This window comes from Aminobacter sp. SR38 (genome assembly GCF_014843375.1).
GTDB classification, from domain to species: Bacteria; Pseudomonadota; Alphaproteobacteria; order Rhizobiales; family Rhizobiaceae; genus Aminobacter; species Aminobacter ciceronei.
Genome location: NZ_CP062113.1, coordinates 83,193 through 108,809, shown reverse-complemented (window position 1 = coordinate 108,809; position 25,617 = coordinate 83,193). Strand labels below are relative to the sequence as shown.

The window sequence follows — 25,617 nt, the reverse complement described above, 5'->3', positions numbered from 1 at the left end:
GTCCCACTCAACTGATTGAAATTGTTGAAGGCGGGAGCTCGTCACCGCCAATCTTGAAATATATGATAGTTTAAAAAAAATGGTCGCGCAATCGTCATTTTTCGCTTGATATTTGGCTTGGAATGATCTTTTTTGTCCTAAATATCTTATCAAAGGGATCGACATGCAAAAGGCACCTGACGCCGAAGGTAGCGGTCTTACCCAGATGGTTGGCCCGGCCGAGCGGCTGTGGTCTTCGGGCAAGCAGACGACGCTGTCGGCGAGTGTGATCGACCAGATCCGGACCGTGCTGTTTGCCGGCAGGCTGGCGCCCGGTGATCGGCTGGGTTCGGAAGCTTCGCTTGCGCTGCAGTTCGGCGTCAGCCGCATGACCATGCGCGATGCGTTGCGCTCGTTGCAGGCGTCGGGCGTGATCGAGGTCAAGGTCGGCATCAAGGGCGGCATCTTCGTTGCCGAGGGCAATTCGGAGCGGCTGGCCGAGACCATCGCCATTCAGCTGAAGCTGATCGGGATAAGCACCGAGGAACTGCTCGACACGCAGATTGCCATCGAAGTGATGGCGGCGGGGCTTGCCGCCAGCAATGCGACCGGTGCCGACATCAAGGCGCTGCATGATGCGCTGGCCGAGGCCGAGCGTCTGGTCGACGACGCTGAGGAGTTCACCTGGGCGGCGATCAACTTTCACGGCTGCGTCGTCGCCGCCTCACACAATCGGGTGCTGGCAGCGCAATTCAGGGCGCTGAGCCATGTCCTGATGCCGCTCTATGTCAGGGGATCTTCGCCTGACGTGGCCCGTCGCGCGGTGGCGTTCCAGCGCGCGCTGATCGCCTGCATCGAGGCGCGTGAGCCCGATGCGGCCAGAAACCTCGTTTACGGACGTCTGCAGTTCGTCAAGTCGCGTCAGTTGGGCGACCTGGCGAAAGGAGAAGCCGGCGACTGACCACGGAGGAACGGCAGGGTCTGCGTCCTGCCGCTTGGTTCCAAGCCGAAATGCAGAGGGGAATGCCTGCTGAACGCCGCAAGAGAAGCGGCGTTGCGGGTCAATTTGCAAAAAAGGGAGTGAGGAAGATGTTTACGATTTCGCGCCGAAGCCTGCTCAAGATCTCAGCGGCTTCCGGCCTGATGGCGGCTTTGCCCGGCGGTGGCGCATGGGCGGCCGAGCCCAAGCGCGGCGGGCACCTTGTCGTGGCCAGCGGTGGCGCCTCGACGGCGGATTCGCTGGATCCGCGCACGTTCGGTTCGCCCTATACCGCGGTCATGTCCGGCATCACCTACAATTCGCTGATCGAGGTCCATGGCCTCGACATGGAACTGCGGCCCGGCCTCGCCAAGAGCTGGGAGCCGTCCAATGGTGGCAAGAGCTGGATCTTCGATCTGGTCGAGGGCGCGACCTTCCACAACGGCAAGGCGTTTACGAGCGAGGACGTGGTGTTCTCCCTGAAGCGCCATGCCGAAGAAGCGTCGCGCTCCAACATGCGCAGCATCATCAAGGGCGTGAGCGATATCCGCGCCGATGGGCCGAACCGCGTCATCATCGACCTGCCCGAGGCCAACTACATGTTCCCGGCGATGCTGACGGCGTTCTCGCTGGGCATCGTTCCGGCCGGGACGACGACCTTCGACGGTGTCGGCACCGGCCCTTACAAGCTGAAGCGGTTTTCGCCGGGCGAGATTCTTGAAGCCGAGCGCAACGAAAACTACTTCAAGTCGGACGCAGCTTTCGTCGACAGCCTCGAATTCCTCGCCATCAACGATGCCTCGGCGCTTGGCAGCGCGTTCCAGAGCGGCCAGATCCATCTGACCACGCTGCTCGACGCTCGTACCGCGCCGCTGATGCGCCAGATGCAGAACCTGAAGATCTACAACACCGAAGGCCGCGGCTTCATCTGCTTCAACATGCGCACCGACATGGCGCCGTTCGACAATCCCGACATGCGCATGGCGCTCAAGCTCGCCGTCAACCGTCCCGACATGCTCGAGCGTGTCTCGGTGGGCGTCGGCCGCATCGCCAACGATACGCCGGTTGCACCGAGCGATCCGGTCTTTGCCGCCGACCTGCCGCAGACGGAATACGATCCGAAGCGCGCCAAGGAGCTGTTCGACAAGACCGGCTTCAAGGGTCCGCTGGTGCTGCAGACCTCGGAAGCGATCTCGTCGCGTGCCGTCGACATGGCGGTGATCTTCCAGGAGCACGCCGCCAAGGCGGGTATTCCGATCGAGGTCAAGCGCGAGCCGTCGGACGGTTATTGGGAAACCATCGTCGGCCAGACGCCGTTCCATGTTTCGGCCCGTTCCGACCGGCCGACTGCCGATGCGATCTTCTCGGTCGCCTTCCTCAGCACATCAGGAAACAACGAGTGCAAGTGGGTGAACAAGGACTTCGACGCCGCCGTCATCGCCGCGCGCGCCGAGCCTGACCTCGAGAAGCGCAAGGCCTTCTATGCGACCGCACAGAAGATCTGCCGGGAAGATGGCGGCACCATCATTCCGTTCTTCTCCAGCACGGTTGAAGGCACGACCAGCGACCTCGACGGTTTCGTGCCGTCGGCCCTGCAGATGGCCGGCTACCGCGCCATCGAGCAAGTCTGGTTCGCCTGACAGGACAAGACGGCATGACTCTGTTCGCCAATTCCCCGGTGAAATCGTTCGTAGTCGCCAGGGTTGCGTCCGGGCTCGTGTCGATCTTTTTCATTTCGTTCCTGGTTTTCCTGGGAACGTCGATGTTGCCGGGCGACGCAGCCAATGCGTTGCTCGGCCAGAATGCCACCCCTGAAACGGTCCTGGCCCTGCGCACCGAGCTGGGCCTCGACCAACCTTTGCCGGTGCGCTATTTTCACTGGCTCGGCAATGCGCTGCACGGCGATTTCGGGACATCGCTGTCCAATTCGCAGCCGGTCATCAACCTGTTGGTGCCGCGGCTGATCAACTCGCTGATCCTTGCCTTTTCGGCGGCGGCGATCGTTCTGCCGCTGGCCGTCGGCGTCGGGCTGCTCGCGGCGATCAACCGCGGCAAGGCGATTGACACCGCCACCGGTTCGATCTCCGCGATCTTCCTGTCGATGCCGTCGTTCCTGATCGGCTACCTCTTGGTCTTCATCTTCGCGGTCAAGCTAGGGCTTTTTCCACCGCTGTCGATGGTTCGCTCCAGCGCCAGCCTGCCGACATGGATTTCGGCGCTGACATTGCCGGTGCTGACCCTGGTGCTGGTAGCCCAGGCCCATGTGATGAAACTCACCCGTGCTGCCGTGCTCGGAGTGATGAGTTCCGACTATATCCTGATGGCCGAGACCAAAGGCATTCCGCGCAACAGGATCATCCTCAAGCACGCGCTGCCCAACGCACTGTCGCCGATCGTCTCGATCTGCATGATCACCATGGCGTATCTGATCGTCGACGTCGTGGTGATCGAGGCGGTGTTCAACTATCCCGGCATGGGCAAGCTGATGGTCGACGCGGTCGCCTATCGCGACATCCCGATGGTGCTGGCCTGCGGCGTGCTGTTCTCGACGATCTTCATCTCGCTCAACTTTGCCGCCGACTTTTTGGCCATGCTCGTCAATCCGCGTCAGCGCCTGCCCAGGAAGGGGAACTGAACCGTGTCGAGCAAGTTGACGCTGACCGTTTCCCTTGCCGTCCTCGCAACTATGGCGGCAGCCGCCATCCTTGCGCCGGTGCTGGCGCCGTTCCCGCCGAATGAGATGGTCCATGCCGCTTTCGATGCGCCCGGCGTGGGCGGTCTGCTGGGTGCCGACGGCCTCGGCCGGGACATGCTGTCCCGCATTCTCTACGCCACGCGCTACACCTTCATTGCGACGCTGATCGCCACCACCCTTGCCTGCATGATCGGCGTGTCGCTGGCCATCATCGCCGGCCTGAGCAAGGGTTGGGTCGATATCGTCATCGGCCGTGCCGTCGACATATTGATGTCGATCCCGCAGATCATCTTTGCGCTGATCATCCTTGCCATCGCCGGCGTGTCGCTGACGACGCTGATCCTGACCATGGCAGTGCTGCAGTCGAGCACCTATTACCGCGTGACCCGGCCGATCGCCGGCGACCTCGCGGCGATGGAATATGTCGAGGTCGGTCGCCTGCGCGGCGAACGGCTGCACTGGTATTTGTTCAAGGAAATACTGCCTAACATGGTGCCGTCGCTTTTGGCGCAGTTCGGACTGGGGCTTTCCTCCGCGGCACTCTTCATCAGTTCGCTCAGCTTCCTGGGCATCGGCATCCAGCCGCCTGCGGCCGATCTCGGCGGACTTGTCCGCGAGAATGCGCTCGCCCTTTCAACCGGCCGTCTGACGCCGCTGATCCCGGCATTCTGCATCGCGCTGTTCTGCCTGAGCGTGAACGGGATCGTTGATTGGCTTGTTGGCCGCTTTTCAGACAAACCGGACGTGAAATGAGCGGAAATCGGGTACTGAGCATCGACAATCTACGCGTCGAGACAAAGTCGGGCGTGCTGCTCGACGACGTCTCGATCCATGTCGATCGCGGCGAAGTTCTTGGCATCATCGGTGAGTCAGGGGCCGGCAAGAGCACGCTGGCGCTGAGCTCGATCATGCTGTTCAAGTCTGGGTGCAGGCCGACATCAGGCTCGATCGAGCTGTGTGGTCAGTCGCTGGTGGAACTCGGAACCACCGAGCTCGAAACCATCCGGCGCACCAGGGCGTCCTACGTCGCCCAAAGTGCCGCGGCTGCGTTCAACCCGTTCTACCGGCTCGAGGACCAGGTCACCGAAATCCCTGCGATGGCGCAGAAGCTGACCTCAGCCCAGCGGCGTCGCATGGCAGTCGAGCTGTTCGAGGAGCTCCAGCTTCCTGACCCCAGGAATTTCGGCCGGCGCTATCCGCATCAGGTCTCGGGCGGCCAGTTGCAGCGGGCGATGATCGCCATGGCGCTGATCAACCAGCCCGACCTGATCATTTTCGATGAGCCGACCACAGCACTCGACGTGACGACGCAGATCGAGGTGCTCAGGCTGATCAAGAAGGTGGCGAGCACCCACAATTGCGGCGCCCTCTACATCTCGCATGACCTGGCCGTAGTGTCGCAGATGGCCGACCGCGTCGTCGTCATGCGCAACGGCAAGATGGTCGAGCAGGGGCCGACGCGCCAGCTCGTCGACAACCCGCAGACGGAATACGCCCAGCGTCTTGTCGCGCACCAGGGCGATGGCACCTATGCCACTGCCAATGGCAGCGACGAAACCCTGCTCGACGTCCGCAACGTCGATGTCGGTTATGGCGGCGTCACGGCGGTCAAGGACGCGTCGATCAGGCTTGGCGCCGGCTCGGTGCTGGCGCTCGTCGGCGAGTCCGGCAGCGGCAAGACCACTTTGGCGCGCAGCATCGCTGGCCTGCAGCCAGCGCGCACTGGGCAGATCCGCATGCGCGACAGCGTGTTGGCGCCTGTGGTCGAGCGCCGCAGCTTCGATCAGCGGCGGCTGATCCAGTACATCCACCAGCTGCCCGACCTCGCGCTCAATCCGCGCCAGACCGTCCGCGATGTCATCGGGCGTCCGCTCAGCTTTTTCTACGGATTGCGTGGCGCCGCCGCCGAGCAGCGGCTGCTCGAACTGATGGAGGCGATCGAACTTCCGGCGGCCTTTCTCGACCGCTATCCGGCATCGCTTTCGGGCGGGCAGAAGCAGCGCGTCTGCATCGCCCGTTCGCTTGCCGCAAAACCGGACATCCTGATCTGCGACGAGATCACCTCGGCGCTCGATCCGCTGGTCGAGGAAAGCATCGTCAAGCTGCTCACCCGTCTGATCAAGGACGAGGGCCTCAGCATCCTGTTCATCACCCACAATCTTGGCCTCGCGCTGCGCTTCTCGCACAAGACCGCCGTGATGCAGGCAGGACGTATCGTCGAGCATGGCGACACGCGTACCGTGTTCGAACAGCCGCAGTCCGACTATACGCGCAGCCTGATCCGCGCGGTGCCGCAGCTACGGGAAGGCTGGCTGGACGGCTTTTCCGCCGATGCCGCCTGATGGAGGCGTGGCCGCTTGTGCGGCCAGTGCCGTGATTTGCGGTGGGTCAAATTCGAGGGAGACAACCATGACGCAGTCCCATGCGATGATCATCAATGGCGAAAGGGTGGAGGCGGCAGGCACGTTTGGCGTCATCGATCCCGCACGGGCGGAGGTCTTCGCCGACTGTCCTGCCGCTAGTCCTGAGCATCTCGACGCAGCGGTCGCAGCCGCGCGTAAAGCGTTCCCGACATGGCGTGACACGGTGATCGAAGAGAGGGCGCGCCTGCTCTACGAGATCGCCAACGCGGTTGAAGCCGACAAAGATGCCTTGGCGGTGCTGCTCTCGACCGAACAGGGCAAACCACGCGGCAGCGCCCATGGCGAGATTGGTGCCGCCATTCACTGGATGCGCGAGACGGCAAAGCTCAGGCCACCGGTTGAAGTGATCCGTGACGACGAGAAGAACAGGATCGAGGTACACCGCAAGCCGCTCGGCGTTGTCGGCTCGATCACGCCGTGGAACCATCCGGTGCTGATCGCCACCTGGCACGTCATGCCGGCGCTGATGGCGGGCAATTGCGTTGTCATCAAGCCGTCGTCCTACACGCCGCTGAGCACGCTTCGGCTCGTCGAGCTTGCCAATGTGCATCTGCCGCGCGGCGTGCTCAATTCGGTCACCGGCGAAGGCGGCATTGGTCGCGCCATCACCGGCCACCCCGGCATCGACAAGATCGTCTTCACCGGCTCGACGCCGACCGGCCGCAACATCATGTCGAATGCCGCCGACACGCTGAAGCGCCTGACGCTCGAACTCGGCGGAAACGATGCGGCAATCGTCTTGCCCGACGCCGACATCGACGCCATCGCGCCGGTGATCTTCGCCAAGTCCTTCGGCAATAGCGGCCAGACATGTGCCGCGCTCAAGCGCCTTTACGTGCATGAGAGCCTGCATGACGCGCTCGCCGAAAAGATCGCTGTCCTGGCGCGTGCCGCCAAGGTCGGTCCGGCCAGCGATCCGGCCAGCCAATTTGGGCCCCTGCAAAACAAGGCGCAGTTCGATCTGGTGCGTGCACTTGCCGACGACGCCAGGGCCAATGGCGGACGTTTCCTGGCAGGCGGCGAAGCGTCAGACGAGGCGGGCTATTTCTTCCCGCTGACCGTCGTCACCGAAGTGACGGACGGCATGCGCATCGTCGACGAAGAGCAGTTCGGCCCGATCCTGCCAATCGTGCGCTACAGCGACGTCGACGATGCGATTGCGCGCGCCAATGCCAGCGAAAACGGGCTGGGTGGTTCGATCTGGTCGACCGACATCAAGAAAGCGGAAGCTCTGGCGCGGCGTCTCGAATGTGGAACCGCCTGGGTCAACGACCACAGCTCGATCTCGCCGGCGGCACCCTTTGGCGGCGCCAAACAGTCAGGCATCGGCGTCGAGTTCGGCCACTGGGGGCTTGAAGAGTACATGCAGATGCAGACGGTCCACATCACGCGCTGAGCGTGATGTGGCTGCAAGTTTGTGCTGCCGAAGCAGTCCGCCCGCTGGCGCCGGCAGACGCAGGACAGCAAAAGGAAAGGGCGGCACAAGGACCGCCCTTTCTTCATTTCAGATAGAGCATTCTCAGTAGCCGGAGCCACTTGCCTGCGGCTCGCCTTTGCCGCTGGTCCTGAACTTCGCCGCAAGTGCGCTGGTTGCTTGTGCCAGCAAGCCGACGTCGTTGCCAACTGCGACGAAGGTTGCACCGAGGTTCAGGTAACGCTGGGCCAGACTGGGGTCGGAGGTGAGGATACCGGCAGCCTTGCCTGACATGCCAATGCGGTGGATCGCATCCTCCACGGCTGCCTGCACCTCCGGTGCGCCGGGCTTGCCGAGATGGCCCATGTCGGCGGCGAGGTCGGCCGGGCCGATGAAGACGCCGTCGACGCCGTCGACAACGGCGATGGCTTCAAGCTGCGCCAGTCCGGCCCGGCTCTCCAGCTGGACCAGCAGACAGGTCTGGTCGTTTGCGGTGACCAGATAGTCGGGGATGCGGTTGAAGGCGGAAGCGCGGGCAAGCGCTGCGCCCACGCCGCGCACGCCATGCGGCGGGTAGCGCATTGCCTTGACCAGCTCTTTCGCCTGGTCGGCGGTTTCGACCATCGGTACCAGGATGGTCTGGGCGCCGATGTCGAGCAGTTGCTTGATGATCCAGGTTTCGCCGATCGGCGGGCGCACGACGGCATGAGAGCCGGAGGCCGCGATGGCCTGTAGTTGCGCGGCCATGACGGGCAGGTCGTTCGGCGCGTGCTCGCCGTCGATGACCAGCCAGTCGAAGCCGGCGCCGGCGCAGATCTCGGCGGTGTAGGCATTGGCAAGACCGAGCCAGAGGCCGATCTGGGCGTCGCCGTTCAGCAGGGCGGCTTTGAAAATGTTGCGTGGTGCGGGCATGACGATGTCCTCAGGCGAAGTAGGCGCTTACAGTGCCGAAGGGGCCGAAGTCGGCCATGATGGTGTCGCCGTGGCGCGCTTCGACGGGGCGGATGAACGAGCCCGAGAGCACGATGTCGCCGGCCGCAATCGAACCGCCGAACATGGCGAGCCGGTTGGCCAGCCAAGCTATGCCGGCTGCAGGATGATTGAGCACGCCGGCACCCAGGCCGGTTTCCTCGACTTCGCCATTGCGCGATACAATGGCGCCGATCCAGCGCATATCGGCCTCGGTCGGCCGCATTGGCCGCCCGCCGGTGATGATGCCGGCATTGGCAGCATTGTCGGAGATGGTGTCGACGATGGTTCGGGTGCGGCCCGTTGCCGGGTCGCTGCGCAGGATACGCGTGTCGAGGATCTCGATGGCCGGCGCAATGAAATCGGTGGCGTTGAGAACGTCGAACACCGTCGTGTTCGGACCCTGCAGCGGCGCTTTCATGACGAAAGCGATCTCGGCCTCGATGCGCGGCTGGATGAAGCGGTCAGTCGGGATGGTCGCGGCATCGGCGAACATCATGTCGTCAAGCAGGACGCCTGAATCGGGAATGTCGATGTTGAGCGCATATTGCATCGCCTTCGACGTCAGGCCGATCTTCCAGCCGATCCTGCGCCGACCCTGGGCGAGCTTGAGCTGGACCCATGCGGCCTGCACGGCATAGGCGTCCTCCATGTCCATCTCGGGGTGATCGAGCGACAACAGCCCGATCTGCTTGCGCTGCTTTTCGGCCTGGTCGAGGCGTTGCGCTGCTGTCTGATACTGCTCTGGCTTGAGCTTCATGGCTGTTCGTCCATGACGGTGTTGCGCAATGTGCCGATGCCTTCCGCTTCGACTTCCACGATGTCGCCGGGGACCAGCCAGCGCGGCGGATCGAAGCGCGCGCCGGCGCCGGTCGGTGTGCCGGTGACGATGACGTCGCCCGGAACAAGCGTGGTGAAGGTCGAGATGTAGCTGATCAGCGTGCGGAAGCCGAAGATCATGCGGCTTGTGCGGTCATCCTGCCGCAGCTCGCCATTGACCTTCGTCGTCAGGCGAATGTCGGCAAGCTGGGCTTCGTCCGTATAGGGCACCAGCCAGGGGCCGATGGCGCCGGTGGCGTCGAAGTTCTTGCCCTGGGTCACGTTGAACTTGGCGTGCCGTACCCAGTCGCGGATCGTGCCTTCGTTGCAGAGCGAAAGTGCTGCGATATGGTCGAGCGCGTCGCGCTCGGCAATGCGGCGGCCGCCTTTGCCGATGACGATGACAATCTCACCCTCATAGTCGAGTTGCGGCGATTCCGGCGGCCGTATGATGGTTGTGCCATGGCCGACAAAGGAACGCGGGAAACGGATGAACAGCGACGGATTGCCGGGCGCCGCCTGGCCGTCCTTGTACTCTTCGTTGCGGTCGGGGAAGTTGACCCCTACGCAGATCAGCTTCTCCGGACCCGGGATCGGGATCTGGTAGGTGATCTCGGCTTCCGAAATGTCGGCCGCGCACTGTTCAGCGGCTTCCGTGAGCCGAGCGAGACCGTTCGCCGCAATAACCTCGCGCAGCGTCGGCCATTGCGGGAACTGTGGTGCCAGGTCGACAACGCCTTTGGCGGTCACCGCGCCATAGCTCGTCTTGCCGGCGTGGGTGTAAGTGGCGAAACGCGGCCGTTCGGTCATGTCTGATCTCACGGTGCGATGATCGGCGAGGCGGCAAGCGCCGACGGGCGCGGCTCGGTGCCGGAGAATGTGCTGCCCTCCTCGAACCATGAGCGCGGGGCAGGGGCGCCCCACAGCGTCTGGCGCTGCGGATCCTTGAGGTCCCACTTGATCGGCTCCAGGTCGGGGTCAACCGTCTGGTAGTCCGAGCAATAGATCTCGATGCGGTGACCGTCGGGATCGCGGATGTAGAGGAAGAAGGCGTTGGAGATGCCGTGGCGGCCGGGTCCACGCTCGATGTTGCCGACGTAACCGGTGGTCGCCATCAGGTCGAGCAGGTCGATGATGTTGAGCGGCGTCGGCACCCAGAAGGCGACATGGTGCAGGCGCGGTCCGAGCCCGTTGGTGAAGGCGATGTCGTGCACGCCGCCCTTGCGGTGGGTCCACGCCGCCCACAGGCGACCGGTCTCGTTGTCCTCGGTGAATTCAGTGACGCGGAAGCCGAGCTCGTTGTAGAAGGCGACCGACTGGTCGACGTCGGGCGAGAAGCAGTTGAAGTGATCGATGCGTAGCGGCTTCACGCCCTTGTAGAGCGCGTATTTCTGGTGGATCGGCGCCAGCCGGTCCATCCTGGAATAGAACTCCAGTGGAATGCCGTGCGGGTCGCGGGTGCGCAACGTGCGCGACTGGTACGGCCGCTCGACCCATTCGACCGGCAACTCCTTCGCCCTGAAGAAATGCTCGGCCTTGTCGAGATCTTCGTCCGAAAACACCTTGAAGCCGAGGTCGCGGGCTTCGGCCCGGTCGCTCTTTTTCAGCACGATGCAATGGTGGCCGCGCTCTTCCATGGCGCGCAGATAGATGGTGTCGGCGGTCTCGTCGGTGACCTGCAGGCCGAGCGTGTCGACATAGAAGGCGCGGGACTTGGCAAGGTCCGTCACCGCCAGTTCGACATGGCTCAGCCGTACGATGTTGAAGGCGGGATAGAGGTTTGGTGTGGGCGATGGCATGTCTAGTGTTCCCGCTCAGCCGCCGAGCTTCTGGATGTTGTGGGCCGCCGTGGCGAAGGCGATGTTCTTTGTTTCCATGTAGAAGTCGAACGACCAGTCGCCGCCGTCGCGGCCGATGCCGGAATTCTTGACGCCGCCGAACGGCGCCGGCAGATGGCGGACGTTCTCCGAATTGACCCAGATCATTCCCGCAGCCAGCCCTTCGGTGAAGCGCAGGGCGCGCGTCACATCCGATGTCCACAGATATCCGGCAAGACCGTATTGGGTGTCGTTGGCAATCGAAAGCGCTTCGGCTTCAGTCTCGAACGGGATCGCCGTCAGCACCGGCCCGAAGATCTCTTCCTGGGCGATGCGCATGTCGTTGCGCGCGCCGGTGAACAATGTCGGCGCGACATAGCAGCCGCCGCCGGGCCCTTCGACCTTGGTGCCGCCGGCGGCGATGGTAGCACCTTCCGAGCGGGCGAGTTCGATGTAGGACAGCACCTTGGTCTCATGCACCGGGTGGATCAGCGGGCCGACGACAGTCTTCGGATCGAGCGGGTGGCCGACCTGGATACGCTTGGCCTTTTCCGCCACCATGGCCACGAACTTGTCGTGGATCGAAGCTTCGACCAGCAGCCGTGACGACGAAGTGCAGCGCTCGCCATTGAGCGAGTAGATCATGAACACTGCGGCGTCCGCTGCGCGCTCGAGGTCGGCATCGGCGAAGACGATCACCGGGTTCTTGCCGCCGAGCTCGAAATGCACGCGCTTCAGCGTGTCGGCGCCCTGGCGCATGATCATCGAACCGGTGCGGCTTTCGCCGACGAAGCCGATTGCCTTGATGTCAGGGTGTTCGGTCAGAGCTTTGCCGGCATCCTCGCCCAGGCCGTTGACCAGGTTCCAGACACCCTTCGGCAAGCCCGCCTCTTCGGCAATCTCGACAAGCAGCCGTGCGGTCAGCGGCGAGAACTCGGCCGGCTTGTGGACGATGGTGCAACCTGCGGCGAGCGCCGGCGCGATCTTCCACGTCGACAGCATGAACGGCGTGTTCCACGGCGTGATGACGCCGACCGGGCCGATTGGCACGCGGGTGGTGATGTTCAGCTGGCCGGGCGCCTGCAGCGTGCGGCCATCGCGCGCCTCGGGTGCCTTGTCGGCGTAGTAGCGGAAGTTCTCAGCACCGCGCAGGGCGGCCTTGGCCATGAATTTCAGCGACTGGCCGGTGTCCATGCATTCGACGAAGGCGATTTCCTCGGCGCGTTTGACGATGGCATCGGCGATGGCGTGCAGTACCTTCTTGCGGGCATCGCCCGACTGGGCGGCCCAGGCGGGGAAGGCTGCTTTGGCCGCCTTGGCGGCCATGTCGACATCAGCCGCCTTGCCATGCGCTACCCGGGCGAGCGGCTTGAGGTCAACCGGCGAAATGGTCTCGAAGGTCGTGCCGTCGAGCGCTGGCATCGCCTCGCCATTGATGTGGTTACTGACCCCGCCTGTCTTGAAGCGTTCGAGATAGGCTTCAGCCTTGCGCAGGTTGTTTTCGAGATCTGACATTGGTGTTTCCGTCACTTGTTCCGCAGGCGCGGGTGGATGGCATTGTTCTTCCAGCTCAGCTCGGCGTCGATCTCGCGGATCTCGAGCGAAAGCGCGAAATGAGGCGTTGCGAAAAGAGGCGCGAGGAACGCGTTCGCGGCAGCGAAGATTGCTGTGCCGGCACTCTTCTTGTCGGCGGCGGTGCGGCCGGCGCCGATCCTGAAGCTCATGTCGATGAAGGCGTTTTCCGGCAGGCGGTCGGCAACCGCATAGGCGTCGGCGCGCAGCGCCCGCACCCTGACGGCACCGTGTTCGAACAGGCCGGTGTCGAGGATTGCCTGTGACAGCTCCCCGCACAGCAACGGCATGTCGACGCGACCGTCGAGATTGGCGGAATATTCGAGCGTGAGGTGAGGCAAGGCGTGTCTTCCCACACATGTGGCATTTTGATATTTAACATGTTAAGTAGTTATGCGCGTCGATGTCAAGGCGGCTGCGGCGGAATTCGGCTGATTGCCGTCGCGTGGCGTTGATCCGACGGAGTGTCGGTATTATCGGAGTAGAGTGGAATGCCGGCCAAGCCGTCGCCTGCCATCAGGAGTTCGCCCTTGCTGCAAAGCACCCGACGTTCGTTGCCAATGTCACTGTTGCGTGCGCGTGAAGTGGTGATGGCCCAGTTCCGGCCCATTCTCGCTCAGCATGGCGTTTCGGAGCAGCAATGGCGCGTCATTCGCGTTCTGGGCGAGCAGAGCCCCCTCGACGCGACGGAACTTGCCGAACGCGCCTCGATCCTGGCGCCGAGCCTGACGCGAATCATCAAGGCGCTTGAGGAGCGCAGCCTCATAACGCGCGGCAAGGTCGAAGGCGATGGCCGGCGGGTGATGCTGTCCATCGCGCCGAAAGGGCAGGTCCTGATATCGGAAGTGTCGCCGGAAAGCAGCGCCATCTATGATGACGTCCAAAGGCGTATAGGGCAGGAGCGCTACGAACAGCTGCTCGACCTGCTGGAGGGGCTGATCGATCTTGATAAGAAGTGACGGTCAGGCGGCTGCGGCAATGTCCCGGCAGGTAGGAGCCATTCGCGCACAAGCGGCTATGACTTCCGCATGATCGCCCTCAAGAAGCTGCGCAAACTGACCCTGACGGCTGCGGCAAGCTCTGAGCGGCCATTGCATCTGAGCGCCGCAAGCGGTCTCGTTTGCCTCAGTTCGGCGATGTACGTCGTCGCCGACGACGAACTCCATCTCGGCGTCTTTTCCACGAAGGACGATCGTCCTGGCAAGTTGGTACGGCTGTTCGACGGCGTGCTGCCGGATGCGAAAGCTGTGCGCAAGCGGCAAAAGCCCGACCTCGAAGCACTGACGCTGCTGCCGGCTTTCCCTGGTTTCGCCCATGGCGCGCTGTTGGCTGTCGGGTCGGGCTCGCGGCCCAACCGGCGCCGGGGTGCCGTGCTCGGGCTCGATCCGGTGGGGCGCATTTCAGGCGTGCCGCGAAGCCTCGACCTGTCGGCGGTGCTGGTTCCGCTTACCGACGCCTTCGCCGAGGTCAATGTCGAAGGCGCCGTCGTCGTCAATGATGAACTGCGCCTGTTCCAGCGCGGCAACAAGCAGCATACTGAAAATGCCATCATCCGATATCCGCTTGCGGCGGCCTTCGACGTCTTGACCGGCAGACGTTCCGATGCGCTCAGGCCGATGACAATCGACAGCTTCGATCTCGGCCATGTCGATGGCGTGCCATTGTGCTTTACGGACGCCACGGCGCTGCCCGGTGGCGACATGGTGTTCAGCGCGGTGGCCGAAGACACGGACGACGCCTTCAACGACGGCGCATGTGTCGGGGCTGCCATCGGCATCGTCGGGAACGACGGGCGGCTGCGTTTCGTTCGCCGGCTCGATCGGCCGTACAAGATCGAGGGCATTCACGCTGAGCTCGACGGCAATCGCCTCGACCTTCTGGCAGTCACCGACGCCGACGATCCGGACGTTGCAGCTGCGCTTCATTCGGCGACGATCGCGATCTGATCAAGCCAGGCACGCGATCTCATCCTAGAACCTGTCGAGCGTGACCTGTCTCGTCTAAGCGGCGAAGACGCTGTCGAAATCCTTGAAGCCCTTGACCTCGATCGGATTGCCGGAGGGGTCGAAGAAGAACATCGTGCGCTGTTCGCCGGGTTCACCTTCGAAGCGGATGACAGGCGGAATGTCGAATGCGACGCCGCCTTTTTTCAAACGATCGGCGAGCGCAAACCAGTCGTCGAGCGGCAGCACGATGCCGAAATGCGGCATCATGACGAGGTGCGTGCCGACCTTGCCGGTGCGAGTGACCTCGAACGGCTTGCCGAGATGCAGCGACAGCTGATGGCCGAAAAAATCGAAGTCGACCCAGCTGTCGGTCGAACGCCCTTCGACACAGCCAAGCACGTCGCCATAGAAGCCGCGCGCCGCGTCGAGGTCCGTGACGTGGATGGCGAGGTGGAACAGTGATTTCATTGTCAAAGGCTCCCAGTGTTTGACCGACATCTAGAGCGTCCGCTAGGAAAGGAAAACTAGGGAATTATTTCTCTCAGCATAAGGAATTCCATTGGATATCCGGTTTCTACAGAGCCTCGTTGTGGTGGTCGAGACCGGCTCCATCGTTGCCGCCGCGCGGCGGGAACGGCTGACCCCGGCGGCTGTCAGCCAACGCATCCAGGCCCTGGAACGGACGCTCGGCTGCCCGCTTCTGGTGCGAGGTGCGCACACTGCACGGCCGACGGAAGCCTGCCTTTCGCTGCTGCCGCGTGCCCGCATGCTTGTTCGCGATGCCTCGCTGCTGGTCCATGACCTCGACGCAAGCGGTCTCTCCGGGGATCTCAGGGTTGGGGCGATCTCGACTGTCCTGACCGGGCTTGTTCCTGTGGTGCTGGGCAAGCTGACGGAGTGCGCGCCGTCCCTGAAACTGCGGTTGACACCCGGAACGTCCGAGCATCTCTACGACCAGATGCTCGCCGGCCAGCTTGACGTTGCCGTTCTGGTCGAGCCGCCTTTCGCGCTGCCCAAGCTGCTGGACGCCACGCGCATTTCGCGTGAGCCGCTGGTCTATTTGACGCGCGATGCCGTTGCGGCTGCTGATATCATCGCACATGCGCGGGAAACGCCGTTCATCCGCTACGACCCGTCGTCATGGGGTGGCCGGATCGTCGCCGCCTACATGGAGAAGGCAGGGCTCTATGCCGACGTGCGTTGCGACATGGACGCGCTGGAGACGATCGCGATCCTGGTTGCCAAGGGCATCGGCAGTTCGCTGGTGCCCCACTGGCCGGGGCTCGTTGCCAACGGGTTCAACATCATTCCCGTGCCGCACGCGCATGCGCATGAACGTTCGTTGTCCTTTCTCGCGCCGAGCGTGCCGCAAAAGCCGAACGCCATCAGGCTTTTGCGCGATCTGCTTATCGGGGCCGCGAACGCCTGAAGCTCAGGCCCTGCCTCGCCCGATCGAGGCGCCAATCCAGTCGAGCCGAGCCGCCGGGATCAGGCCGTAATTGTAGAAATTGATGCCATCGACTTCCGCCGCAAGTGCCGGCGCGACCTTGGCTGCGAGCACCTCGGAGCTGCTCATCTCCGGATAATAGAGGCGGTAGCAGGTGCCGAGAAACTTGTCGGAACCGAGCAGCTGGCGTCCGGTGGCGAGCAGTTCGGGCACCAGGTCGGCTTCCATGCCGTAGGCAGAGAGGATGACGCCGTCGCAGGCCTTGCCGATCGAGGCGAGGTCGGAGCCGCCGAGCCAGCCTTCCTTGAGATCGATGACAACGACGCGGGTGGCCGGATGGGCAATCTCTCGCAACTCGGCGACGAGGCTGGTGACGGGCTGGAAGCGCCAAGCGAGGAAGGCGTGCAGTTGCGGCCATGGCGCGAAGGTATCGAGCCCTCGCGCCGGGAAGTCCGGGAAGCGCGGCTGCGGCGTAGCGCGTTCGCAGGCTTCGTTGATCCACTCGCAGACCAGCCGGCGCGCGGCTTCGCCATCGTTGCCCGCTTTTGCCGCGCCGGCAAGGCAGGATGGACAAAAGCACAGCGAGAGCAGGAAATCGTCCTCAGCCGTCAGGCCGACACCGTCCTTTTCATGATGGTATTCATGCGCGAAGCCCATGAAGGTCGGCGTTTCGAGCTCGATCATGTCGGGCCGGTAGCTGTGGCTGATGTCCTCGATCAGTGCTCTGACATAGGCGCGGGCATCGGCATTGGTCGGACAAAGGCTGTAGTAGTTGGGGTCACCGAAAGCGTTGCGGGTGACGGCGTGAGGATGGAGCATGCCGAGCCGCGTATTGTGCAGGCAGACCGTCCAGCACGACACCTTCAGGTCGCCGCCGTCGCGCCGCCGCATCAGTTCGGCAAGGACGTCGCCGCCTTCGGAGATCACGTCGGCGACTTTCGGCTGGATTGTCAGCGTGTCCCAGCGGCTGGCCGTCGGCTGGAAATAGATGGTCCCGTCCTCTGGGAAATAGGCCTTGCGGCGTGGGCTGCGCGGCTGCAGGAAACGTCCGGCATGGTAGGACGTCGCCAGGCTGACCGTGTTCATGCCGGCACGCTCGACCAGTTCGCGCGCGACCGTGTCATGGCTGATATCCTGGATGTCCCAAGGGTAGGTCCACATCGAAAGCTGCATCGGGTTCCTCGCGGGTTTCGTCATGCCTGAACCGGCTCGGCGACTTGCATCAGGCAATCACCGGCTTCGCACATGGTATGCAGCCGGCGCGACAGGACGATGCCGGTCTCGGCGAAATGCAGCGCCTCTTCCGGCGCATCCAGCCGCTCGAGATCGTGATACCAGCCGGCCAGCTGTCCGGCAGCGACGCGGTCGCCGAGTTTTGTCGCCGGCTCGAACCAGCCGCGGCGTGTGGCGTAGATGCCCTGGCTGTGACGCGACAGCGACAGCAGCTGCGTTGCGGCGTCGTGCCCGGAGGGTGGAGCCAGCACGGGTTCGTCGACCGCCTCGGCAGCAAGCAGAAGGTTGTCGATGGCACGCGCCGTGATCGCCATCGAATCGACAGTCGCCGTGCCGCCGCCGCCGAACTCGCCTGAGATGCCGATCGCGCCGGCGCGCCGCGCCGCCCCCATCGAGGTGGGCGAGGCAGCACCATTGTCGGCGATGAAGCCGTAAGGCATGCCGAGTGCCTGCATCAGCGCCACGGTGCGCTGGTGGCGACCGGGTTCGCCGTTGCGTTCGACGAGTGCCGTCGGCAGGTGCTCCATCGACGTGCCGCCCGAATGCAGGTCGAAGACGATCTCATGGCGTGGGAACAGTTCCTTCTCAAGGAAATGCGCCAGCCGGCTCGTCGGGTTTCCTGCCGGGTCGCCGGGGAAGGCGCGGTTGAGATTGCCGCCGTCGAGCGGCGAGCAGCGCTTGGCCGCCATCACCGCCGGCGTGTTCGCCATCGGCAGGATGGTGATGCGCCCCTTGATGCGGGCCGGGTCGAGCTTGCGGATCAGCCGCGCCAGCGACAGCTCGCCTTCATATTCGTCGCCATGGTTGCCGGCCATCAGCAGCACCGACGGTCCCTCGCCATTGCGGATCAGGCAGATCGGCACCTTGACCTGAAAATAGGGCGAGCGATCGATCGAGAACGGAATGCTCAGATGTGTGAGCGTCTTGCCGTCGCGGTCGAAGTCGAGGCTGTGGACGAGGCCGGAATGCATGATGGGTCCTCTCAGACGGCAGCGATTGCGGTGATCTCGATCCGGAGATCCGGATCGGCGAGGCGTGCTTCGACGCAGGCGCGGGCAGGCAGGCGCTCCGGGTCGACCCAGGCGTCGTAGATGCTGTTCATCGCCTCGAAGTCACCGATCTGCGGCAGGAAGACGTTGACGGCCACGAGCTTCGACTTGCTGGTGCCGGCCTCGGCCAGCAGTTGGTCGATCTTCGCCAGCACGTCCCTCGTCTGGCTCTCGATGCCGGCCTTGCGATCGTTTGCGACTTGCCCGGCAATATGGACCATGCCGCCATAGACGACAGCCTGCGACATGCGCGACCCCGACTGGAAGTATTGTATCATTGCAGCTCCTTTCAGCGTTTCTCGGTTCGGCGTGTCAGGGGCGGTCAGCCGAAATAGGTTGGGAAGGCGTTGTTGACATGGCCCTTCTCGTCGACGCCGAAAATGACGCGATAGCGGTCGAGGCAGGTGCACGGGTGGGAAATGCCGAATTCCACGACATCGCCGACGGCAAGCTGGCTTTCCGGTGCAAGCGACAGGAACGCATGCTGGTCGTTGAGCTTGATCACGGTCGGCAGCGGCCCCGAAAGCGGCAGCGGCGCGCCGGCGCGATAGCGGCCAAGCATGACAGGATAGCCCTGGTCGAAAGACACGTCGCGCATGCCCATGCCGCAGACGGCTGTGCCGGGTTCGGGACGCGACAACACCTCTGCCCAGAGCCGAAGGGCCGGGCGGAATGACTGCCGCGCGGAGACGATTCGGCCATCGAGCGCGAACCCGTGACGTTCATCGACGGCGGCCATGGCCCGGTCGTAGACGCCATTGTCGTGGAAGAAGATCGCACCGCTGCGCAGCACCAGCCTGGCGTTGCCGTCGCGCGCGACGGTTGGTGCCAGCACCGAAACAACCCTGTCGAAGAACACCGAACCACCGGCGCTGACGATCAGCGGCGCATCGGCGCCAACCCGTTTGCGCAGCACAGCGAACGCATCGGCAGTCAGGTCGAGGAGTCCCGAAATCGCAGCATGGGTCTCCGCCTGGGTCTGTCGTCCGGCAGCACCTTCATAGGTGGCGACGCCGGCTGCCACGAGGCGGCCGGCGCTGCCGAGGATCGCGTCGATGATGGCCTCGGCATCGCCGAGCGTGCGTGCGCCACCGCGCCCGGCGCCTGTCTCGACCAAAACGCGCAGCGGCGGCAGGACGTCGTTGGCGCGCCATATCCCGGCCAGCGCGTCGACCGACGCAACCGAATCGGCGAAGACGTGGAGGTCGGCTTGCGGGTTGGCCGCTACCAGCATGGCGAGCCGGCTCGCGCCACCCTTGCCGCCGACTTCATTGGCGATGATCAGCCTGTCGAGGCCGGCATCCAGCATTACCGAGGCCTGCCTGATGTCGGCGACTGTGGTGCCCCAGGCACCTGCGTCGAGCAGCGCGCGGGCAAGATCGGGAGCCATCGGCGTCTTGGCATGCGGGGCGATCTCGGCGCCGGCCTGCCTTAGGTAGCGGAAGAACAGGTCGCGATTGCCGGCGAAGGCCTGCTCGTCGAGGGTCAACACCGGCAACGACATTGCGCCGTCGGCAGGGTGCCAACCTTTGGAGCCGATGGTGCTGCCGGCGAATGCCGTCGTGCCGGGCGGCACACCGCGGATGCGATCGTCGAGCATGAAATTTTCGCGGGGGCCTGTCAGCATGGCTGGTGTTTCCGTTTCATCCGGTGCTACCCCTGCGCGCGGCCGGAAGCTGGGTTCCGGCGCAAAGTCGTTCGGGGCCAAACAAGGGGGACGCGTGGCGCATTATTCCGGTCCGATCATCGACGCCCATCACCATCTTTGGGATCTCGGCATGGGCCGCCATCCCTGGCTGGTACCGGCAGCCGGCGGACGTGACAGCCTTGGCGATCTTGCTCCGCTGCGCCGGAACTATTTTCCCGGCGACTATTTGCGCGACGCGCATGGCCACGATGTCGTTGCGACGATCCATGTCGAGGCCGGCTGGGCCCGCGACGACACGACCGGCGAGACGCGCTGGCTGGAAAGCCTCGACAAGACCGGTGGTGTGGCAGCGCGTTATGTCGTGCAGGTGCCGCTGGCCGACAGCAATGCCGAAGCGGCGCTTGAAGTGCATGCCGCCTTTGCCCGTGTCGTTGGTGTGCGGGACATTCTGAGCTGGGACACTGACCCAGCGCGGCGTTTTGCTCGGCGTGACGGCCTCATGGACGAGGCGGCCTGGCGCGCCGGCCTCAGCCTTGTGCAGCGCCATGGCTTCGTGTTCGACCTGATGGTCTTTCCGCGCCAGCTGGCCGGCGCTGCGCGGCTCGCGTCCGCATTCCCGAACCTGCGCTTCGTTCTCAACCATTGCGGCAGTCCGATCGACAGGGATGCCGAAGGCATGCGTGTCTGGCGCGACGGGCTGCGCCAGCTTGCACGCCAGGACAACGTCGCCATCAAGATTTCGGATCTCGTCGCCTACGATCATGACTGGACGCTCGACAGCCTGCGGCCGGTGGTCATGCACTGCATCGAGTGCTTTGGCTCCGAGCGGGCGATGTTTGGCAGCGACTTTCCCGTTGCCGGGCTGCATGCGACGTTTGGCCAGGTGTTCGACAGCTTCAAGGCGATCACCTCGGAGCTTTCGGCGGCCGAACAGAGCGCGCTGTTTTTCGACACCGCAAGGCGCATTTACAGGCTTGAAGAGTTTTCATCGGCGGGCAGCCTCGCGGCCGGAAAGTAGCAGCAGGCCGAGGATCAGCGAGCCGAACAAGATGCTGCGCCAGCCGGGCGAGGCGTTGACGACGGTGATCAGCGCGGTGATCGTGACCAGGAGGATCGAACCCGGAATGGTGCCGGCATAGGTGCCGAGCCCGCCGAGGATCGAGGTGCCGCCGAGCACGACGGCAGCGATCGAAGCCAGCAGATACGGGTCGCCGATGCCGACATAACCCTGGCCGTTCATGCCGAGAACGAGCACGCCTGCGAGCCCTGCTGTCAGGCCGCTGATACCGTAGATGGCGATCGTCGTGGCCGGGACCGGCACGCCGGAAAGCTCGGCGGCGCGCGGGTTGGCGCCGATAGCGAAGATGCGGGCGCCAAATGGCGTGGCGTGCATGACAAACAGCACGATGGCCGATAGCCCAACCCACAACAGAACGCCTGCCGGGATGCCGGCCGGGCGGGCATTGCCAAGCCAGCCGACGAGCGGGTTCTGCAGTGAGACGGCGCTGCCGCCGGCGATGATGATGAGCAGGCCCTGCAGGAAGGTCGCCATCGCCAGCGTCATGATCATCGGGTGGACCCGGAGGTAGGCGACGCCAAGTCCGTTGACCAGGCCGATGGCGGTGGTGGTCGCCAGGACCAAAAGGATCGCCGACACGCCTGTCGGGTCGGCCGAGGAGGAGACCAGGGGCAGGCCGACGGCGGCAACGGTGACGATGGCCGCGACTGAGAGATCGATGCCGCCGGCGATGACGACGAAGGTCTGTCCGGCAGCGACCAGGCCGATGACGGCGGCAAGCTCGACCAGATAGCGGAGGTGACCGAAGGCGCCGAAGCCGCGCGTAGCGAAGCTGGCGACGATCCAGACGGCGGCCACGACGAGCACAGTCAGGAACGGGCGGCTGCGCAGGACGGCGCCGAGGCGGACTTTCGAAGAGGAAGTGGTCTGGTTCGTGCCAGTCATCTTTGCACCTTGCGGAATTGCGGCAGCGCAACCGCGCCGATGATGATCAGGCCCTGCGCGACATATTGCGCGACTGGCGTGAATCCGAGGAAGAACATGACCGAGATCATCAGGCTGAGCAGCAGGCTGCCAGCGAGCGCGCCGCGCATGGTGCCCTGGCCGCCGAGGAAGCCGATGCCGCCGAGCACGGCGGCGGCGATCGAGTTGAGCGTGAAGGCCGTGCCGATGACCGGATCTCCCGATCCTGTCTGAGCGGCGACGAACAGGCCGGCGCTTGTCGAGAGCAGGCCGCTCAGCGCATAGGCGGCGATGCGTGCCGCATCGACGGGCACGCCCGAACGGTAGGCGCCGACGGGATTTTCGCCGGCGGCATAGAGGCTAAGCCCGAGCGGCGTGGCAAGATAAAGTTTCCACAACAGGACGATGACGACCAGCAACAGGAACGCCGCTGGCGTGTTGCCGGCCAGCAGGTCGGACAGCCATTCAGGCATGGCGCCGCCAGGCCTGGGCAGGATGAGCAAGGCGGCGCCGCCGATGATGAAGGAACCGGCAAGCGTCACCACGATCGCCGGCAGACGCAGCTTGACCACGATGAAGCCGGTGACCGCGCCGATGCCGAGGCCGGCTGCCGCGACCAAGGCAGAGCCGCCACCGACGCCGAGCGGCCCGGTCATCGTCGTTGCGGCGATGACGGCACCAAGGCTGACGGTCGCGCCGATGGCCAGGTTGATGCCGCCAGTCAGCATCAGCAGCGCCTGTGCCATGGCGACCAGGGCCAGCGGGAACCAGCTCTGGGTGAACTTTGCGAAGCCCGAGATGGTGAACAGGCCCGGGAACAGGAAGCCGTAAGCGACGATAAAGGCGAGCACGACCAGGAAAAGGCCGCGAACGCCGACGTTTCGGCCGGCCTGGACCGGCCAGTAGAGTCCACCGGAGCCTTGCCCTGATGTCGATGGGACGGTGCTCATGCGGCGACCTCCGGCTTGTCGGCACCGACGGCTGCGGCAACAATGGTTTCTTCGCTCAATGCGCCATGCTCCAGCATGGCGGCGATGCGGCCCTCGCGCACGACGGCGACGCGGTCGCACAGATGCACGAGCTCGGGTGTATCGGAGCTCATCAGCACGACTGCCTTGCCGGCCGCTGCGAGCTGGCGCAGCATGATGTAGATTTCGCGTTTGGTCTCGACGTCGACGCCGCGCGTCGGATCGTTGAGCAAAAGCACCAATGGATCATGCGGCATCCATTTCGCCAGCGCGACCTTCTGCTGGTTGCCGCCCGACAGCGCCTGGGCCGCCCGGCCGAGGTCGCCCTTGATGCCGAGCTGGGCGGCAAGGCTACGTGCCAATTCGCGTTCGTCGCCACGATTGCGGGGCTTGAGCGCCGGCAGCCGCGCGAAGGCGGGCAGCATCAGGTTGGTGATGATCGGATGGATGAGGTGCAGGCCTTCGCGCTTGCGGTCGGCCGGCACATAGGCAAGGCCAAGCGCATTGGCATTGGGTACGCCGCCGGGCAGGGCTTGACGCCCGTTGACCTGCGCCGATGCGGACCTGGCTGGAATCGCGCCGTAGAGACCAAGCAACAGGTCTTCCTGTCCCTGTCCGACAAGGCCGCCGATGCCAAGCACCTCGCCGGCCCTGATGTCGAGATCGACGTCTCGCATCTGGCCTGCGGAGAAGCCGCGGACCGAAACGGCGGACGCTACCGACGGGGAAGGCTGCCATTCGGGAAACAGGTCGCCGGGGTCGCGGCCGACCATCAGCCGCACGAGGCCGGCGGCATCGGTTCCCTCAAGCGGCCGATCCGACGTCACCGAACCGTCCTTGAGCACGGTGACGTGCTGGCACAGGGCCATCACCTCGTTGAGCCGGTGCGAGATGTAGAGGATGGCAGTGCCTTCGCTGCGCAGCCTTTCCAACAGTTCGGTCAGGATGCGGGTTTCGGTTGCCGACAAGGATGATGTCGGCTCGTCGAGGATCAGCACCCGCGGTTTGCGATAGAGCGCCTTGGCGATCTCGACCATCTGGCGCCGGCCGAGCGAAAGCTCGCCGACCGGCGTCGACAAGGGTTCGTGCAAGCCGACCAGCGCGCAAGCCTCACGGGCACGCGATGCCAGTTCGGCATAGTCGACAAGGCCGAAGCGGCGCGGATAGGCGCCGAGGCCGATGTTCTCGGCGATCGACAGGTTGGCTGTCAGCGAAAGTTCCTGCTGGACGACCGCGATGCCTGATAGCCGCGCCTCCGGCGGGGTCATGTACGGCAACGCCTTGCCGTCCACTTCGATGCTGCCGCCGTCCGGCCGCAGCGCGCCGGACAGCATGTTGATCAAGGTCGATTTCCCGGCGCCGTTCTCGCCGAGCAGCGCATGCACGCGCCCCGGCAGAAGTGCGATGGAAACGTCGCGCAGGACGGGGTTGCCGAAGAAAGCCTTCGACACCCCCCGCGCGGCAAGAAGCGGAGCCGTATTCGCCACGTCGATAAGTCCCTGGAGGTTTACTTGGCGGCCAGGATCTTCTCGAACAGGGCCTGGTCGTAGGGCGAATAGATGTAGCCGTCGGCGGGGAAATCGCCGGCGCGCGCCAGGTAGTCGCCGATGTTGGCGTTGTCGATCACCGGCAGCGGAATCTTTACGAATGCCGGCACGTCCTTGCCTTCCAGCGCCTGTACGGAAAGCCAGGTGGCGAAAGCACCGAGCCAGTTGGGCTGCATGGTGGCCCAGCCCTTCAGGTCCTTTTCCTTCCACAATTCGAGGAACTGGCGTGCGTTCTCGCCGGTGATCGGAACCTGCGTGCGGCCCTGCTTGTCGAGCGCCAGGACGGCACCGGCGGAAAGCGCGCCGCCGAGCGACAGGATGCCGTCGATCTCCGGATTGGCAAACAGCAGGCTGGTGACGGCGTCCTGTGCCGGGGCGACGTTGTAGGCGGTGTTGGTCTCTGCCAGGATCTTGATGTCGGGGTTGGCTTCGAGCACCGGCGTCGCGCCCTTGCGTCGGTCGTCGCTGACCGAAACGCCGGCCGGACCGTTGAGCACCAGGATGTTGCCCTTGCCGCCCATCTGCTCGACGAGGAACTTGGCCGCCTGTTCGCCCCATTGGGCCGAATCCGTATTGACCTTGGCGGTCACCTGGTCGGTATCGACGAGACTGTCGAAGTTGATGATGGCGATGCCCTTGGCGCAAGCATCGGCCAGCACGCGTGCCGGGGCCGTCGACGAGCCGGCAATGAGGATGATCGCATCGACGTCGGAATCGATCATCGACTGGATCTGCTGGATCTGGACGTTGGCATCGCCCTGCGCGTCGGTGATGACGAGCTTGTCGACGAGGCCCTGCTTCTTCAAGTCTTCGACCTGGGCTTCGAGCGTGCCCTGGGTCTGCTTCATCCAGGTTGGAACCGAATAGATGTTGGCCCAGCCGATAGTATAGGGGGCTTTGCGGTCGCCCTTGATGCAGTTGGCGGCGGCCTCTGCCGCCGATGTTGCGCCGAAGCTCAAAGCGAGGCCCAGGCAAAGGGCACTCGCGGATGCAAAATACGACAGTTTCATTGTTCTCTCTCCCTCAAAACTTGAGCCTTGGGTGCCTTGCAAAGACGGCTCCGCCTGTCGGCTTCTGCAGGGCAGAAGCCGTCGGTCCGTTCGTCTTTGGTCGGCTCGCTCCAGGACTTCA

At 64.1% G+C, this 25,617-nt stretch carries 25 protein-coding genes; 10 read left to right on the top strand and 15 right to left on the bottom strand.

What is annotated here, in order from left to right; all coding sequences use genetic code 11:
• The first annotated feature begins 163 nt into the window (after positions 1-163).
• The 6 genes from IG197_RS28435 (at position 164) to IG197_RS28410 (ending at position 7,472) form a co-directional block, all read left to right on the top strand.
• On the top strand, positions 164-940 hold the full coding sequence (locus IG197_RS28435) for a FadR/GntR family transcriptional regulator (protein WP_067967588.1): 777 nt from the start codon (positions 164-166) through the stop codon (positions 938-940).
• 128 nt (positions 941-1,068) lie between these two features.
• Positions 1,069-2,598: an ABC transporter substrate-binding protein gene (locus IG197_RS28430; RefSeq protein WP_192320652.1), complete on the top strand. Its 1,530-nt coding sequence runs from the start codon at positions 1,069-1,071 to the stop codon at positions 2,596-2,598.
• Between the two features lie 14 nt (positions 2,599-2,612).
• A complete protein-coding gene (locus IG197_RS28425) occupies positions 2,613-3,593 on the top strand; it encodes an ABC transporter permease (protein ID WP_246765456.1) in 981 nt (326 codons plus the stop codon).
• A 3-nt stretch (positions 3,594-3,596) separates the two neighbouring features.
• Complete coding sequence (locus IG197_RS28420) at positions 3,597-4,406, top strand: ABC transporter permease (protein WP_246765455.1); 810 nt, start codon at positions 3,597-3,599, stop codon at positions 4,404-4,406.
• Positions 4,403-5,995 (top strand): ABC transporter ATP-binding protein, encoded by a 1,593-nt coding sequence (locus tag IG197_RS28415; protein ID WP_192320446.1) that lies wholly within the window; start codon positions 4,403-4,405, stop codon positions 5,993-5,995. Before IG197_RS28420 ends, IG197_RS28415 begins: the two co-directional genes overlap by 4 nt.
• Before the next feature lie 67 nt (positions 5,996-6,062).
• On the top strand, positions 6,063-7,472 hold the full coding sequence (locus IG197_RS28410) for an aldehyde dehydrogenase family protein (protein WP_192320444.1): 1,410 nt from the start codon (positions 6,063-6,065) through the stop codon (positions 7,470-7,472).
• A 123-nt stretch (positions 7,473-7,595) separates the two neighbouring features.
• Here IG197_RS28410 and hpaI read toward each other — a convergent pair whose 3' ends face one another.
• The 6 genes from hpaI to IG197_RS28380 are packed head-to-tail and all read right to left on the bottom strand — an operon-like array spanning position 7,596 to position 13,008.
• Entirely contained in the window at positions 7,596-8,402 is an 807-nt protein-coding gene (hpaI, locus tag IG197_RS28405; RefSeq protein ID WP_192320442.1) for a 4-hydroxy-2-oxoheptanedioate aldolase, read from the bottom strand.
• A gap of 10 nt (positions 8,403-8,412) precedes the next feature.
• A complete protein-coding gene (hpaH, locus tag IG197_RS28400; protein ID WP_192320440.1) occupies positions 8,413-9,219 on the bottom strand; it encodes a 2-oxo-hept-4-ene-1,7-dioate hydratase in 807 nt (268 codons plus the stop codon).
• Positions 9,216-10,088 (bottom strand): fumarylacetoacetate hydrolase family protein, encoded by an 873-nt coding sequence (locus IG197_RS28395; protein ID WP_192320438.1) that lies wholly within the window; start codon positions 10,086-10,088, stop codon positions 9,216-9,218. Before IG197_RS28395 ends, hpaH begins: the two co-directional genes overlap by 4 nt.
• 8 nt (positions 10,089-10,096) lie before the next feature.
• Entirely contained in the window at positions 10,097-11,077 is a 981-nt protein-coding gene (gene hpaD / locus IG197_RS28390; RefSeq protein ID WP_192320436.1) for a 3,4-dihydroxyphenylacetate 2,3-dioxygenase, read from the bottom strand.
• Positions 11,078-11,092: 15 nt separating this feature from the next.
• Positions 11,093-12,610, bottom strand: a complete 1,518-nt coding sequence (gene hpaE, locus IG197_RS28385; RefSeq protein ID WP_192320434.1) for a 5-carboxymethyl-2-hydroxymuconate semialdehyde dehydrogenase — start codon at positions 12,608-12,610, stop codon at positions 11,093-11,095.
• 11 nt (positions 12,611-12,621) lie between these two features.
• Positions 12,622-13,008, bottom strand: a complete 387-nt coding sequence (locus IG197_RS28380; RefSeq protein ID WP_192320433.1) for a 5-carboxymethyl-2-hydroxymuconate Delta-isomerase — start codon at positions 13,006-13,008, stop codon at positions 12,622-12,624.
• Between the two features lie 150 nt (positions 13,009-13,158).
• Between IG197_RS28380 and hpaR the strand changes: the two genes are divergently transcribed.
• A complete protein-coding gene (gene hpaR / locus IG197_RS28375) occupies positions 13,159-13,626 on the top strand; it encodes a homoprotocatechuate degradation operon regulator HpaR (protein ID WP_192320431.1) in 468 nt (155 codons plus the stop codon).
• Positions 13,627-13,695: 69 nt separating this feature from the next.
• Positions 13,696-14,613 (top strand): hypothetical protein, encoded by a 918-nt coding sequence (locus IG197_RS28370; RefSeq protein WP_192320429.1) that lies wholly within the window; start codon positions 13,696-13,698, stop codon positions 14,611-14,613.
• Positions 14,614-14,667: 54 nt separating this feature from the next.
• Here the strand turns inward: IG197_RS28370 and IG197_RS28365 are convergent, their stop codons facing one another.
• The gene (locus IG197_RS28365; RefSeq protein WP_192320427.1) at positions 14,668-15,081 is read right to left on the bottom strand and encodes a VOC family protein; all 414 of its coding nucleotides are present in this window, start codon (positions 15,079-15,081) and stop codon (positions 14,668-14,670) included.
• Positions 15,082-15,172: 91 nt separating this feature from the next.
• On the opposite strand from IG197_RS28365, the gene IG197_RS28360 reads away from it, so the two are divergent.
• Positions 15,173-16,042: a LysR family transcriptional regulator gene (locus IG197_RS28360; RefSeq protein WP_192320425.1), complete on the top strand. Its 870-nt coding sequence runs from the start codon at positions 15,173-15,175 to the stop codon at positions 16,040-16,042.
• A 3-nt stretch (positions 16,043-16,045) separates the two neighbouring features.
• On the opposite strand, the gene IG197_RS28355 is transcribed toward IG197_RS28360, so the two are convergent.
• Genes IG197_RS28355 through IG197_RS28340 form a run of 4 tightly spaced genes read right to left on the bottom strand, consistent with a single transcriptional unit; the run spans position 16,046 to position 19,969 of the window.
• Complete coding sequence (locus IG197_RS28355) at positions 16,046-17,233, bottom strand: hypothetical protein (protein ID WP_192320646.1); 1,188 nt, start codon at positions 17,231-17,233, stop codon at positions 16,046-16,048.
• A gap of 20 nt (positions 17,234-17,253) precedes the next feature.
• Positions 17,254-18,264 carry a succinylglutamate desuccinylase/aspartoacylase family protein gene (locus IG197_RS28350; protein WP_192320423.1) on the bottom strand — a complete coding sequence of 337 codons (1,011 nt, stop codon included), beginning with the start codon at positions 18,262-18,264 and terminating at the stop codon, positions 17,254-17,256.
• 11 nt (positions 18,265-18,275) lie between these two features.
• A complete protein-coding gene (locus IG197_RS28345) occupies positions 18,276-18,620 on the bottom strand; it encodes a RidA family protein (RefSeq protein ID WP_192320421.1) in 345 nt (114 codons plus the stop codon).
• Between the two features lie 44 nt (positions 18,621-18,664).
• The gene (locus tag IG197_RS28340) at positions 18,665-19,969 is read right to left on the bottom strand and encodes an alanine racemase (RefSeq protein WP_192320419.1); all 1,305 of its coding nucleotides are present in this window, start codon (positions 19,967-19,969) and stop codon (positions 18,665-18,667) included.
• Positions 19,970-20,063: 94 nt separating this feature from the next.
• Here IG197_RS28340 and IG197_RS28335 point away from each other — a divergent pair, with 94 nt between their 5' ends.
• Positions 20,064-21,008 (top strand): amidohydrolase, encoded by a 945-nt coding sequence (locus IG197_RS28335; protein ID WP_256441271.1) that lies wholly within the window; start codon positions 20,064-20,066, stop codon positions 21,006-21,008.
• On the opposite strand, the gene IG197_RS28330 is transcribed toward IG197_RS28335, so the two are convergent.
• From IG197_RS28330 to IG197_RS28315, 4 genes are read right to left on the bottom strand one after another with little or no spacing between them, the layout of a single operon-like run.
• The gene (locus tag IG197_RS28330; protein ID WP_192320415.1) at positions 20,976-21,953 is read right to left on the bottom strand and encodes an ABC transporter permease; all 978 of its coding nucleotides are present in this window, start codon (positions 21,951-21,953) and stop codon (positions 20,976-20,978) included. The genes IG197_RS28335 and IG197_RS28330 overlap by 33 nt on opposite strands.
• Complete coding sequence (locus tag IG197_RS28325) at positions 21,950-22,921, bottom strand: ABC transporter permease (RefSeq protein ID WP_192320413.1); 972 nt, start codon at positions 22,919-22,921, stop codon at positions 21,950-21,952. Before IG197_RS28325 ends, IG197_RS28330 begins: the two co-directional genes overlap by 4 nt.
• On the bottom strand, positions 22,918-24,426 hold the full coding sequence (locus tag IG197_RS28320; RefSeq protein ID WP_192320411.1) for a sugar ABC transporter ATP-binding protein: 1,509 nt from the start codon (positions 24,424-24,426) through the stop codon (positions 22,918-22,920). Before IG197_RS28320 ends, IG197_RS28325 begins: the two co-directional genes overlap by 4 nt.
• A gap of 20 nt (positions 24,427-24,446) precedes the next feature.
• Entirely contained in the window at positions 24,447-25,496 is a 1,050-nt protein-coding gene (locus IG197_RS28315) for an ABC transporter substrate-binding protein (RefSeq protein ID WP_192320409.1), read from the bottom strand.
• Positions 25,497-25,617 lie beyond the last annotated feature (121 nt).

Excerpts from the sequence above, each read along its gene's own strand:
- IG197_RS28395 (WP_192320438.1), bottom strand. The coding sequence starts at position 10,088 with ATGACCGAACGGCCGCGTTTCGCCACTTACACCCACGCCGGCAAGACG.
- IG197_RS28425 (WP_246765456.1), top strand. The coding sequence starts at position 2,613 with ATGACTCTGTTCGCCAATTCCCCGGTGAAATCGTTCGTAGTCGCCAGG.
- IG197_RS28330 (WP_192320415.1), bottom strand. The coding sequence starts at position 21,953 with ATGACTGGCACGAACCAGACCACTTCCTCTTCGAAAGTCCGCCTCGGC.
- IG197_RS28350 (WP_192320423.1), bottom strand. The coding sequence starts at position 18,264 with ATGCATTCCGGCCTCGTCCACAGCCTCGACTTCGACCGCGACGGCAAG.
- IG197_RS28340 (WP_192320419.1), bottom strand. The coding sequence starts at position 19,969 with ATGCTGACAGGCCCCCGCGAAAATTTCATGCTCGACGATCGCATCCGC.
- IG197_RS28435 (WP_067967588.1), top strand. The coding sequence starts at position 164 with ATGCAAAAGGCACCTGACGCCGAAGGTAGCGGTCTTACCCAGATGGTT.
- IG197_RS28370 (WP_192320429.1), top strand. The coding sequence starts at position 13,696 with ATGATCGCCCTCAAGAAGCTGCGCAAACTGACCCTGACGGCTGCGGCA.
- hpaH (WP_192320440.1), bottom strand. The coding sequence starts at position 9,219 with ATGAAGCTCAAGCCAGAGCAGTATCAGACAGCAGCGCAACGCCTCGAC.
- hpaE (WP_192320434.1), bottom strand. The coding sequence starts at position 12,610 with ATGTCAGATCTCGAAAACAACCTGCGCAAGGCTGAAGCCTATCTCGAA.
- IG197_RS28315 (WP_192320409.1), bottom strand. The coding sequence starts at position 25,496 with ATGAAACTGTCGTATTTTGCATCCGCGAGTGCCCTTTGCCTGGGCCTC.
- IG197_RS28365 (WP_192320427.1), bottom strand. The coding sequence starts at position 15,081 with ATGAAATCACTGTTCCACCTCGCCATCCACGTCACGGACCTCGACGCG.
- hpaD (WP_192320436.1), bottom strand. The coding sequence starts at position 11,077 with ATGCCATCGCCCACACCAAACCTCTATCCCGCCTTCAACATCGTACGG.
- hpaR (WP_192320431.1), top strand. The coding sequence starts at position 13,159 with ATGCCGGCCAAGCCGTCGCCTGCCATCAGGAGTTCGCCCTTGCTGCAA.
- IG197_RS28410 (WP_192320444.1), top strand. The coding sequence starts at position 6,063 with ATGACGCAGTCCCATGCGATGATCATCAATGGCGAAAGGGTGGAGGCG.
- IG197_RS28430 (WP_192320652.1), top strand. The coding sequence starts at position 1,069 with ATGTTTACGATTTCGCGCCGAAGCCTGCTCAAGATCTCAGCGGCTTCC.
- hpaI (WP_192320442.1), bottom strand. The coding sequence starts at position 8,402 with ATGCCCGCACCACGCAACATTTTCAAAGCCGCCCTGCTGAACGGCGAC.
- IG197_RS28345 (WP_192320421.1), bottom strand. The coding sequence starts at position 18,620 with ATGATACAATACTTCCAGTCGGGGTCGCGCATGTCGCAGGCTGTCGTC.
- IG197_RS28355 (WP_192320646.1), bottom strand. The coding sequence starts at position 17,233 with ATGCAGCTTTCGATGTGGACCTACCCTTGGGACATCCAGGATATCAGC.
- IG197_RS28325 (WP_192320413.1), bottom strand. The coding sequence starts at position 22,921 with ATGAGCACCGTCCCATCGACATCAGGGCAAGGCTCCGGTGGACTCTAC.
- IG197_RS28415 (WP_192320446.1), top strand. The coding sequence starts at position 4,403 with ATGAGCGGAAATCGGGTACTGAGCATCGACAATCTACGCGTCGAGACA.